The organism is Pelomonas aquatica, assembly GCF_026712205.1.
Lineage (GTDB): Bacteria > Pseudomonadota > Gammaproteobacteria > Burkholderiales > Burkholderiaceae_C > Pelomonas > Pelomonas aquatica.
Genome location: NZ_JAPPUW010000012.1, coordinates 24,271 through 35,786, shown reverse-complemented (window position 1 = coordinate 35,786; position 11,516 = coordinate 24,271). Strand labels below are relative to the sequence as shown.

Annotated in this window: 6 protein-coding genes and 7 tRNA genes; all 13 read left to right on the top strand. The window is 66.0% G+C overall.

What is annotated here, in order from left to right:
* Positions 1–111 precede the first annotated feature (111 nt).
* The 13 genes from NYP07_RS14045 to NYP07_RS13985 all read left to right on the top strand — a co-directional run bounded on the left by NYP07_RS14045 (position 112) and on the right by NYP07_RS13985 (position 11,487).
* The gene (locus tag NYP07_RS14045; RefSeq protein WP_268151474.1) at positions 112–1,236 is read left to right on the top strand and encodes an efflux RND transporter periplasmic adaptor subunit; all 1,125 of its coding nucleotides are present in this window, start codon (positions 112–114) and stop codon (positions 1,234–1,236) included.
* A 13-nt stretch (positions 1,237–1,249) separates the two neighbouring features.
* Positions 1,250–4,432, top strand: a complete 3,183-nt coding sequence (locus NYP07_RS14040) for an efflux RND transporter permease subunit (protein WP_268151472.1) — start codon at positions 1,250–1,252, stop codon at positions 4,430–4,432.
* 138 nt (positions 4,433–4,570) lie between these two features.
* Positions 4,571–4,657, top strand: a tRNA-Leu gene (locus tag NYP07_RS14035).
* A gap of 31 nt (positions 4,658–4,688) precedes the next feature.
* Positions 4,689–6,002 (top strand): trigger factor, encoded by a 1,314-nt coding sequence (gene tig / locus NYP07_RS14030; RefSeq protein WP_268151470.1) that lies wholly within the window; start codon positions 4,689–4,691, stop codon positions 6,000–6,002.
* A 111-nt stretch (positions 6,003–6,113) separates the two neighbouring features.
* The gene (gene clpP, locus NYP07_RS14025; protein WP_268151468.1) at positions 6,114–6,722 is read left to right on the top strand and encodes an ATP-dependent Clp endopeptidase proteolytic subunit ClpP; all 609 of its coding nucleotides are present in this window, start codon (positions 6,114–6,116) and stop codon (positions 6,720–6,722) included.
* 122 nt (positions 6,723–6,844) lie between these two features.
* The gene (gene clpX / locus NYP07_RS14020; RefSeq protein ID WP_268151467.1) at positions 6,845–8,116 is read left to right on the top strand and encodes an ATP-dependent Clp protease ATP-binding subunit ClpX; all 1,272 of its coding nucleotides are present in this window, start codon (positions 6,845–6,847) and stop codon (positions 8,114–8,116) included.
* Between the two features lie 68 nt (positions 8,117–8,184).
* The gene (lon, locus tag NYP07_RS14015) at positions 8,185–10,599 is read left to right on the top strand and encodes an endopeptidase La (protein WP_268151465.1); all 2,415 of its coding nucleotides are present in this window, start codon (positions 8,185–8,187) and stop codon (positions 10,597–10,599) included.
* A gap of 122 nt (positions 10,600–10,721) precedes the next feature.
* Positions 10,722–10,797 (top strand) — tRNA-Gly (locus NYP07_RS14010).
* Positions 10,798–10,881: 84 nt separating this feature from the next.
* Positions 10,882–10,955: transfer RNA gene (locus NYP07_RS14005), tRNA-Cys, on the top strand.
* A 13-nt stretch (positions 10,956–10,968) separates the two neighbouring features.
* A tRNA-Gly gene (locus tag NYP07_RS14000) sits at positions 10,969–11,044 on the top strand.
* A 48-nt stretch (positions 11,045–11,092) separates the two neighbouring features.
* A tRNA-Gly gene (locus tag NYP07_RS13995) sits at positions 11,093–11,168 on the top strand.
* Positions 11,169–11,243: 75 nt separating this feature from the next.
* A tRNA-Leu gene (locus NYP07_RS13990) sits at positions 11,244–11,322 on the top strand.
* Positions 11,323–11,401: 79 nt separating this feature from the next.
* Positions 11,402–11,487: transfer RNA gene (locus NYP07_RS13985), tRNA-Leu, on the top strand.
* Positions 11,488–11,516: the final 29 nt, after the last annotated feature.

Below are 11,516 nucleotides of genomic sequence, written 5' to 3'. Positions count from 1 at the left end.
TATTCAAGCGAAATTCTGCGAGGTTTGACAGTTGTCACCGGGTCTGCATACATTACTGACCCGCCGGTCATTAAAAAGACGGCTGGTCGTTTCATTCCTGCCGAGGTCTGCATGCCCCAACTTTTGCGTCTCGCATCGCCGCTGCTGCTCGCGGCCTTGCTTTCAGCCTGTGGCAAGCAGCCTGCGGCCCCGGAGCCGGAACGCGCGGTGCGCACCCAGCTCGTCACGGCCGGCACGGCCAGCGCCAGCCATGAGTATGCGGCCGAGGTGAAGCCTCGCATCGAGTCGCGCCTGTCCTTCCGCGTCGGCGGCAAGCTGCTGAGCCGCGCGGTGAACCTGGGCGACGCCGTCAAGGCCGGCCAGCTGCTGGCCCGCATCGACGGCCAGGACCTGAGGCTGGCCGAGGCCGCCGCCAGTGCCGCCGTGGCCGCCGCGCGCACCAACCGCGACCAGGCCGGGCAGGACTACAAGCGCTTCGTCGACCTGCAGCGCCAGGGCTTCATCAGCACGGCCGAGCTGGAGCGGCGCGACTCGGCCTTCAAGGCCGCCCAGGCCCAGCTCGAACAGGCCAAGGCCCAGGCCGACGTGCAAGGCAACCAGGCCGGCTATGCCCAGCTGCTGGCCGACGGCGCCGGCGTCGTCACCGGCATCGATGCCGAGCCCGGCCAGGTGCTGGCCGCCGGTACGCCGGTCGTGCGCGTCGCGCTGGACGGGCCGCGCGACATCGTCTTCGCGGTGCCCGAGGACCAGATCGCCCGCGTGCGGGCCGCGGCCGGCCGGCCGGCCGCGCTGAAGGTGCGCCTGTGGGGCAGCGACAAGACCGCGCCGCTGACGCTGCGCGAGGTCGCCGCGGCGGCCGATCCGGCCACGCGCACCTTCCTCATCAAGGCCGACGCCGGCAGGCTGGACGTGCGCCTGGGCCAGTCGGCCACCGCCGTGCTGGACCTGCCGCAGGTGGCCGGCATCATCAAGCTGCCGCTGGCGGCCGTGATGCAGCAGGCCGGCAAGACCTCGGTCTGGGTGCTGGACGGTGCATCGATGACGGTGAGGCCGGTGGCCGTGCAGGTGGGCGGGGCCGAGGGCAACGAGGTCGTCATCGCCGGCGGCCTGAACCCCGGCCAGGAGGTCGTCGTGGCCGGCGCGCATGTGCTGAACCCGGGCCAGAAGGTCAAGCGCTACGTGCCGCCGCGGACGACCGCCGCCGCGGCGCCTGCGGCTCCTGCAGCCTCTCGCTGAGCCGGGGCCGCGCATGAACATCCCGCCGAACAAGGCCGCGCTGGCCGAAGGCTTCAACGTCTCGCGCTGGGCGCTGGAACACCCGGCGCTGACGCGCTATCTGATGGTGGTGCTGATGCTGATGGGCTTCGCGGCCTATTTCCAGCTCGGCCAGGACGAGGATCCGCCGTTCACCTTCCGCATCATGGTCGTCCAGGCCTTCTGGCCGGGGGCGACGGCCCAGCAGATGGCCGACCAGGTCACCGACAAGATCGAGAAGACGCTGCAGGAGGTGAACCATGCGGACAAGATCCGTTCCTACACCAAGCCCGGCGAGTCGCTGACCCTCTTCCAGCTCAAGGACAACACGCCGCCCAAGGACGTGCCTGACGCCTTCTACCAGGTGCGCAAGAAGATCAACGATATGCGCTCGACGTTGCCGCAGGGCGTGCTCGGGCCGGTTTTCAACGATGACTTCGGCGACGTCTACGGCTCGATCTATGCGCTGTCGGCCGACGGCTTCAGCCGCGAGGAGCTGCGCGAGCACGCCGACCGCGTGCGCCAGGCGCTGCTGCAGGTCAAGGACGTGGCCAAGGTCGAGATCTTCGGCATCCAGCCCGAGAAGCTGTTCATCGAGATCTCGCAGAAGCGGCTGGCCCAGCTGGGCCTGGACTTCAGCCAGGTTATCGGCCAGATCGGCGCGCAGAACGCCGTCGAAGGCGCGGGCGTGCTGAATGCCGGCAGCGCCAACTTCCAGATCCGCGTGCAGGGCCAGTTCACAACGCCGCAGGCGCTGGCCGACGTGCCGATCCGTGCGGTCAACCCGCAGACCGGCGCGGCCAGCCAGATGCGCCTGGGAGACATCGCCGACATCAGGCGCGAGTACGTCGACCCGCCGACGACGATGGTGCGCCACAACGGCAAGGAAGTGCTCGCGCTCGGCGTGTCGATGGCCAAGGGCGGCGACATCATCGCGATGGGCAAGGCCCTGGGCGTGGCGATGAAGGGCGTCGAGCGCGACCTGCCGGCCGGCATCCACATCGAGCAGGTGCAGGACCAGCCCAAGGCGGTTTCGACCTCGGTCGGCGAGTTCGTGCATGTGCTGATCGAGGCCGTCGTCATCGTGCTGGCGGTCAGCTTCATCTCGCTGGGCCTGCACACCAAGCCGCTGCGCATCGACATCTGGCCCGGCCTGGTCGTCGCGATCACCATCCCGCTGGTGTTGGCCATCACCTTCGTCGCGATGTTCTATTGGGGCGTGGGCCTGCACAAGATCTCGCTGGGCTCGCTGATCATCGCGCTGGGCCTGCTGGTGGACGACGCCATCATTGCCGTCGAGATGATGGTGCGCAAGCTCGAAGAGGGCTACGACAAGATGCACGCCGCCACCTTCGCCTACGACGTGACGGCCATGCCCATGCTGACCGGCACGCTGATCACCGCGGTGGGCTTTCTGCCCATCGGCCTGGCCAAGTCGACGGTCGGCGAATACACCTTCGCGATCTTTGCCGTGACGGCGGCATCCCTGCTGATCTCCTGGGGCGTCTCGGTCTACTTCGTGCCCTACCTCGGCGCGCTGCTGCTCAAGGGCAAGCATGCGGCGGCAGGCGAGGTGCATGAGCTCTTCGATACGCCCTTCTACAACCGCTTTCGCGGCCTGGTGCGCTGGTGCGTGGAGAACCGCTGGAAGACCATCGGCATCACCTTGCTGGTGTTCGTGCTGGGGCTGTTCGGCATGACGCGGGTGCAGCAGCAGTTCTTCCCCGACTCCAGCCGCCCCGAGGTGCTGGTGGACCTGTGGCTGCCCGAGGGCTCGACCATCCAGGAAACCGAGGCACTGGCCAAGCGCTTCGAGGCCCGCCTGCTGAAGGAGCAGGGCATCGCCACCGTGACGACCTGGATGGGTGCGGGCGTGCCACGCTTCTACCTGCCGCTGGACCAGATCTTCCCGCAGTCCAACGTCATGCAGTCCATCCTGCTGTCCAAGGGCCTGGTCGAGCGCGAGGAGTTGCGCAAGCGGCTGCCGGCGCTGCTGGCCGAGGAATTCCCCGAGGCCCGCGGTCGCGTGAAGCTGCTTCCCAACGGCCCGCCGGTCCCCTACCCGGTGCAGTTCCGCGTGATGGGCGCCGACCCCAAGGTCGTGCGCAACTGGGCCGACAAGGCCAAGGACATCCTGCGCGCCAGCCCCAATATGCGCGGCGTCAACGACAACTGGAACGAGAACGTCAAGGTGCTGCGGCTGAACGTCGACCAGGACAAGGCCCGGGCGCTCGGCGTGAGCAGCCAGAGCCTGGCGCAGTCGGCGCGCACGCTGCTGTCGGGCAGCGTCGTCGGCCAGTACCGCGAGGCCGACAAGCTCATCGACATCGTGCTGCGCCAGCCGCTGGACGAGCGGGCCGTCATCACGGACATCGCCAGCGCCTATGTGCCGACGAGCAGCGGCCGGGCCATTCCGTTGACGCAGATCGCCAAGGTGGACTTCGACTGGGAGCCCGGCGTCATGTGGCGCGAGGGCCGCAACTACGCGGTCACCGTGCAGGGCGACGTCGTCGAGGGCCTTCAGGGGGCGACGGTCACGCAGGAAGTCTGGCCCAGGCTCGATGAGCTGCAGAAGCAGATGCCGACCGGCTACAGCATCCAGATCGCCGGCGCCGTGGAGGAGAGCAGCAAGGGCCAGGGCTCCATCGCGGCCGGCATGCCGGTCATGCTCTTCATCACCTTCACTTTGCTGATGCTGCAGCTGCAGAGCTTCAGCCGCGCGATGCTGGTCTTCCTGACCGGGCCGTTGGGCATTGCCGGCGTCGCGATGGCCTTGCTGGCGCTGAACCGGCCGTTCGGCTTCGTCGCGCTGCTGGGCGTCATTGCGCTGATGGGCATGATCATGCGCAACTCCGTCATCCTGATCGACCAGATCGAGCAGGACCGCGCCCGCGGCGTGCCGGACTGGTCGGCCATCGTCGAGTCCGCCGTGCGGCGCTTCCGCCCCATCGTGCTGACGGCGGCGGCGGCGGTGCTGGCCATGATCCCGCTGTCGCGCAGCGTGTTCTGGGGGCCGATGGCCGTGGCCATCATGGGCGGCCTCATCGTCGCGACGGTGCTGACGCTGCTGGCCCTGCCGGCCATGTACGCGGCCTGGTTCCGCGTCGTGCGGCCCGAGGAGGAGGAGCACAGCCGGCTGCACAGCGAGCTGCCGACGGAAATCGGCGATCCGAGCTGAGTCCTTCAGGTTTTTGCCGCCCAGCCCTTGGGGCGGCGGGCAGGTCGCGCGGGGTCGCTACAATCGCCGGTTTGCCGAATCGCCAGAATCGTCTCTCAGGGCTTGCCTGCAAGGCGGCCCGACCAGAACCAACCCGTTGCGCGGGTGGCGAAATTGGTAGACGCACCAGGTTTAGGTCCTGACGCCTTCACGGGCGTGCCGGTTCGAGTCCGGCCCCGCGCACCACCCCTGTCCTTCAACTGTTCCCGAGTCCATCATGGCCGTCACCGTCGAAACCCTCGAAAAGCTGGAACGCCGCATCACGCTGCACGTCGCCGCCGCTGACATCAACAGCGAAGTCGAAGCCCGTCTGAAGAAGCTGGCCCGCACCGTCAAGGCCGACGGCTTCCGCCCCGGCAAGGTGCCGATGAACGTCGTCGCCCAGCGCTATGGCTATTCGGTGCAGTACGAGGTCGTCAACGACAAGCTCGGCGCCGCCTTCAACAACGCCGCCAACGAAGCCCAGCTGCGCGTGGCCGGCATGCCGCGCATCGAGCAGAAGAATGAAGCTCCCGAAGGCCAGATGGCCTTCGACGCGACCTTCGAGGTCTACCCCGAGGTCAAGATCGGCGACCTCGCCGCCGCCGAAGTCGAGCGCGTCACCAGCGACGTGACCGAGGAAGCCATCGACAAGACCGTCGAGATCCTGCGCAAGCAGCGCCGCAGCTTCGCCCAGCGCGCCGCCGCCGACGTGGCCCAGGCCGGCGACCGCGTCACCATCGACTTCGAAGGCAAGATCGATGGCGAGCCCTTCTCCGGCGGCAAGGCCGAAGGCTTCCAGTTCCTGATCGGCGAAGGCCAGATGCTGGAGCAGTTCGACGCCGCCGTGCGCGGCATGAAGGCCGGCGAGAGCAAGACCTTCCCGCTGCAGTTCCCCGAGGACTATCACGGCAAGGACGTGGCCGGCAAGGAAGCCGACTTCCTCGTCACGGTCAAGAAGATCGAGGCCCAGCACCTGCCCGAAGTGAACGAGGCATTCGCCAAGTCGCTCGGCATCAAGGACGCCACTGTCGAAGCCCTGCGCGCCGACATCAAGAAGAACCTCGAGCGCGAAGTGAAGTTCCGCGTGCTGGCCCGCAACAAGGGCGCCGTGATGGACGCGCTGGTCGCCGTCTCCGAGCTGGACGTGCCGAATGCGCTGGTGCAGGGCGAGGCCGAGCGCATGGTCGCCGGTGCCCGCGAGGACCTGAAGAAGCGCGGCGTCAAGGATGCCGACAAGGCCGAGATCCCGGCCGACATCTTCAAGCCCCAGGCCGAGCGCCGCGTGCGCCTGGGCCTGGTCGTCGCCGAGCTGGTGCGCGCCAACAGCCTGCAGGCCAAGCCGGCCCAGCTGCAGGCCCACATCGAGGAGCTGTCGCAGAGCTACGAGAAGCCCGCCGAAGTCATGCGCTGGTACCTGAGCGACCGCGAGCGCATGGCCGAGGTGGAAGCAGTCGTCGTCGAGAACAACGTCACGGACTTCGTGCTGGCCTCGGCCAAGGTGACCGACAAGGCCCTGCCGTTCGACGAGCTGATGGCTGCCGGCAACTGAGAGGCCCCCGCCTGACGAAGGCGCCGCGCCGCGAGGCCCGGCGCCTTTTTACTTGCGTGGCCATAATCCGCCCCCATAACGGTGGTTACTGATTTGTCTTCAAGGATCTGAATGAGCGCTCTGGACACCAGCAATCTCGGCCTCGTGCCCATGGTCATCGAAACGTCGGGCCGTGGCGAGCGCGCCTACGACATCTACTCGCGCCTGCTGCGCGAGCGCATCGTCTTCCTGGTCGGCCCGGTCAATGACGCGGTCGCCAATCTCGTCGTCGCGCAATTGCTGTTCCTGGAGAGCGAGAACCCCGACAAGGAGATCTCGCTCTACATCAACAGCCCCGGCGGCAGCGTGTCGGCCGGCATGTCCATCTACGACACGATGAACTTCATCAAGCCCGACGTGACCACGCTGTGCATGGGCATGGCGGCCAGCATGGGCGCCTTCCTGCTGGCGGCGGGCGCCAAGGGCAAGCGCTTCTCGCTGCCCAATGCCAAGGTCATGATCCACCAGCCGCTGGGCGGCGCCCAGGGCCAGGCGACCGACATCGAGATCCATGCGCGTGAAATCCTGAAGACTCGCGACGCCCTCAATCGCATCCTGGCCGAGCGCACCGGCCAGAGCCTGGAGAAAATCCAGGTCGACACCGAGCGCGACTATTTCATGTCGGCCGCGGAAGCCCAGGGCTACGGCCTGATCGACCAGGTGCTGGAACACCGGCCCTGAGCCGAGCGGGGCTGTAACGGTCCCGGATTCGCGAAGCGATCGGGGCCCTTATCCCCACGGGGGCCCCGTGATCGTTTGAACTATCATCATTCGAGGCATCCCGCCTCTCATCGAGCAGTTTCATGGCCGAGAAAAAAGGCACCTCCAGCGAGAAAGTTCTGTACTGCTCCTTCTGCGGCAAGAGCCAGCACGAGGTCAAGAAGCTGATCGCCGGCCCGTCCGTCTTCATCTGCGACGAGTGCATCGAGCTGTGCAACGACATCGTCCGCGACGAGATCCCGGCGCCCGCGCCGGCCGCGCGCGCCGGCAAGTCCGACCTGCCCGTGCCCAGCGAGATCAAGGCCAGCCTGGACCAATACGTCATCGGCCAGGACGTCGCCAAGCGCACGCTGGCCGTCGCGGTCTACAACCACTACAAGCGCCTGCGCCACATGGCGACGGCCAAGGACTCGGTCGAGCTGTCCAAGAGCAACATCCTCTTGATCGGCCCCACCGGTTCCGGCAAGACGCTGCTGGCGCAGACGCTGGCCCGCCTGCTGAACGTGCCGTTCGTGATTGCCGACGCGACGACGCTGACCGAGGCCGGCTACGTCGGCGAGGACGTCGAGAACATCATCCAGAAGCTGTTGCAGAACTGCAATTACGACGTCGAGCGGGCGCAGCGCGGCATCGTCTACATCGACGAGATCGACAAGATCTCGCGCAAGGCCGACAACCCTTCCATCACGCGCGACGTGTCGGGCGAAGGCGTGCAGCAGGCCCTGCTCAAGCTGGTCGAGGGCACGATGGCCTCGGTGCCGCCGCAGGGCGGCCGCAAGCACCCGAACCAGGACTTCCTGCAGATCGACACGACCAACATCCTGTTCATCTGCGGCGGCGCCTTCGACGGCCTCGAGAAGGTCATCCAGAACCGCAGCGAGAAGTCCGGCATCGGCTTCGGCGCGACGGTGAGGAGCAAGAGCGAGAAGCGCGTCTCCGAGGTCTTCCGCGAGTGCGAGCCCGAGGACATCATCAAGTTCGGCCTGATCCCCGAACTGGTCGGCCGCCTGCCCGTCGTCGCGACGCTGGGCGAACTGACCGAGGACGCGCTGGTGCAGATCCTGACCGAACCCAAGAACGCGCTGGTCAAGCAATACCAGCAGCTGTTCGAGATGGACGGCGTCGAACTCGAGATCCGCAAGCCGGCCCTGGCCGCCATCGCCCGCAAGGCGCTGGCCCGCAAGACCGGCGCGCGCGGCCTGCGCTCCATCATGGAGCAGGCCCTCATCGACACCATGTTCGACCTGCCGGCCCTTGATGGCGTCGAGAAGGTCGTGCTGGACGAGCACAACATCGAGGACGCAGCGGCACGTCCCTTGCTGGTCTATCGCGAGCAAGCCAAGGCCAGCGCCTGAGCCCTTCAAGCCCTCAACTTGCAATTGCCCCCTCAGGCCGCACATCGGCCTGAGAAAGAGAGGTCTTCATGTCCGGACATCCCATCCTCCCCGCCGACCCGATCACGCTGCCGCTGCTGCCGCTGCGTGACGTCGTCGTGTTCCCGCACATGGTCATCCCGCTGTTCGTCGGGCGCCCCAAGTCCATCAAGGCGCTGGAAGCCGCGATGGAAGCCGGCCGCCAGATCATGCTGGTCGCCCAGAAGGCCGCCGGCAAGGACGAGCCTAAGCCCGAAGACATGTTCGAGGTCGGCTGCGTCTCCAGCATCCTGCAGATGCTGAAGCTGCCTGACGGCACCGTGAAGGTGCTCGTCGAAGGCCTGCAGCGCGCGACGACCAGTTCCATCACCGAGCCCGGCGAGCACTTCGTCGCCGAAGTCACGCCCATCCCGCCCGAGACCGAGCATGCGCCCGAGGTCGAGGCCCTGCGCCGTGCGGTCACGCAGCAGTTCGACCAGTACGTCAAGCTCAACAAGAAGATCCCGCCCGAGATCCTCACGTCCATCGGCGGCATCGACGATCCCGGTCGCCTGGCCGACACCATCGCCGCCCACCTGCCGCTCAAGCTCGACGCCAAGCAGGCTGTGCTCGACCTGTCCGACGTGGCCAAGCGCCTCGAGAAGCTGCTCGACCTGCTTGAGCACGAGGTCGACATCCTGCAGGTCGAGAAGCGCATCCGCGGCCGCGTGAAGCGCCAGATGGAGAAGAGCCAGCGCGAGTACTACCTGAACGAGCAGGTCAAGGCCATCCAGAAGGAGCTCGGCGACGGCGAAGAGGGCGCCGACATGGAGGAGCTCGAGAAGAAGATCCTCGCCGCCAAGATGCCCAAGGAGGCCCGCAAGAAGGCCGATGCCGAGCTGAAGAAGCTCAAGCTGATGTCGCCCATGTCCGCCGAGGCCACGGTGGTGCGCAACTATATCGATACCCTGGTCAACCTGCCCTGGAGCAAGAAGACCAAGATCAAGCACGACCTGAAGAACGCCGAGGACGTGCTGAACGAAGACCACTTCGGCCTCGAGAAGGTCAAGGACCGCATCCTCGAATACCTCGCGGTGCAGCAGCGCGTCGACAAGGTCAAGGCGCCCATCCTGTGCCTGGTCGGCCCCCCGGGCGTCGGCAAGACCTCGCTGGGCCAGAGCGTGGCGCGCGCTACCGGCCGCAAGTTCGTCCGCATGGCCCTGGGCGGCGTGCGCGACGAGGCCGAGATCCGCGGCCACCGCCGCACCTACATCGGCTCGATGCCGGGCAAGGTGCTGCAGTCGCTGTCCAAGATCGGCACGCGCAACCCGCTGTTCCTGCTCGACGAGATCGACAAGCTGGGCATGGACTTCCGCGGTGACCCGTCGTCGGCGCTGCTCGAAGTGCTGGACCCCGAGCAGAACCACACCTTCGGCGACCACTACGTCGAGGTCGACTTCGACCTGTCCGACGTGATGTTCGTCGCCACGTCCAACTCGATGAACATCCCGCCGGCCCTGCTGGACCGCATGGAGGTCATCCGCCTGTCGGGCTACACCGAGGACGAGAAGGTCAGCATCGCGCAGCGCTACCTGGTGCCCAAGCAGCGCAAGAACAACGGCGTGCTGGACGAGGAGCTCGACGTCACCGAGTCTGCGATCCGCGGCGTGATCCGCTACTACACGCGGGAGGCCGGCGTGCGCTCGCTCGAACGCGAGATGTCCAAAATCTGCCGCAAGGTGGTCAAGGGCCTGCAGCTCAAGACCTACGAAGGCAAGGTCGTCGTCACCGAGGACAACCTCAACGACTTCCTCGGCGTGCGCAAGTACGACTTCGGCCGTGCCGAGAAGAAGAACCAGGTCGGCCAGGTCGTCGGCCTTGCGTGGACCGAGGTCGGCGGCGACCTGCTGACCATCGAAGCGACCGCGATGCCGGGCAAGGGCAACATCATCCGCACCGGCTCGCTGGGCGACGTGATGAAGGAGTCCGTCGAGGCCGCACGCACCGTCGTGCGCTCGCGCGCCCGACGCCTGGGCATCAAGGACGAGGTCTTCGAGAAGCGCGACGTGCATGTCCACGTGCCGGACGGCGCGACGCCCAAGGACGGCCCGAGCGCTGGTGCCGCAATGACGACGGCCTTCGTGTCGGCACTGACCGGCATCCCGGTGCGCGCCGATGTCGCGATGACCGGCGAGATCACGCTGCGCGGCGAAGTCACCGCCATCGGTGGCCTGAAGGAGAAACTGCTCGCGGCCCACCGCGGCGGCATCAAGACCGTGATGATCCCGGAAGAGAACGTCAAGGATCTGCAGGACATTCCGGAAAACGTGAAGAACCAGCTCGAGATCGTGCCGGTGCGCTGGATCGACCGCGTGCTCGAAGTCGCGCTGGAGGCGGTGCCGACGCCGCTGCCCGACGAGGAAGTCCCGGTGAGCGCGGCCAAGCCGGAGGAGGGCGCGGCCAAGAGCACGGCGGTGCCTCACTGAAAGAAGTGCGGCCGGCTTGTCTTTCGACCAAAAATTGGATTACAATGCCAGCTTCGCTAGATCGCAAAAACGATCTGGTGGCAATTGCAGACAAGATTGCGCAAGCGATTGCGTCAGGCAATGCGGGTGTAGCTCAGTTGGTAGAGCGCAACCTTGCCAAGGTTGAGGTCACGAGTTCGAGCCTCGTTACCCGCTCCAGTTCTTCAAAAGGGAAGCCCCGGCTTCCCTTTTTCATCAGCAAGCGTCAGGGTCGCACCAACGGCTTTGATTTGGGTTTACGGCGGCGCGATAGCAAAGCGGTTATGCCCCGGATTGCAAATCCGGTTAGTCCGGTTCGACTCCGGATCGCGCCTCCAAAATAAACACCATGCGGGTGTAGCTCAGTTGGTAGAGCGCAACCTTGCCAAGGTTGAGGTCACGAGTTCGAGCCTCGTTACCCGCTCCAGTGAAAATCGGTCGCACCGATGTTTGGCCACCATGCCAAGCGAAATGCGCGGGTGTAGCTCAGTTGGTAGAGCGCAACCTTGCCAAGGTTGAGGTCACGAGTTCGAGCCTCGTTACCCGCTCCAGATTCACGGGAGATTCGAGCAATCGAGTCTCCCGTTTTCTTTTGTGCGGCCCGGATAATCTCCGGCCAGCGCGCGGGTGGCGAAATCGGTAAACGCAGCGGACTTAAAATCCGCCGTCTCGAAAGGGACGTACGGGTTCAAGTCCCGTCTACGAGCATCTTCTGGCTCAGGATGCAGTACAAGCATCTTCCGGTAAAGTGGACAGCGACAGATGTTGTCGATGCCCATCCAAGGCTGGGGTGGCGAAAGCGGTATACGCAGCGGACTTAAAATCCGCCGAGGGTAAATCCTCGTACGGGTTCGAGTCCCGTCCCCAGCACACAAGGTAGGCATTGTCGCCAAGGAGCA

Coding starts and splice junctions, on each gene's coding strand:
- clpP (WP_268151468.1), top strand. CDS start 6,114: ATGAGCGCTCTGGACACCAGCAATCTCGGCCTCGTGCCCATGGTCATC.
- clpX (WP_268151467.1), top strand. CDS start 6,845: ATGGCCGAGAAAAAAGGCACCTCCAGCGAGAAAGTTCTGTACTGCTCC.
- NYP07_RS14045 (WP_268151474.1), top strand. CDS start 112: ATGCCCCAACTTTTGCGTCTCGCATCGCCGCTGCTGCTCGCGGCCTTG.
- NYP07_RS14040 (WP_268151472.1), top strand. CDS start 1,250: ATGAACATCCCGCCGAACAAGGCCGCGCTGGCCGAAGGCTTCAACGTC.
- tig (WP_268151470.1), top strand. CDS start 4,689: ATGGCCGTCACCGTCGAAACCCTCGAAAAGCTGGAACGCCGCATCACG.
- lon (WP_268151465.1), top strand. CDS start 8,185: ATGTCCGGACATCCCATCCTCCCCGCCGACCCGATCACGCTGCCGCTG.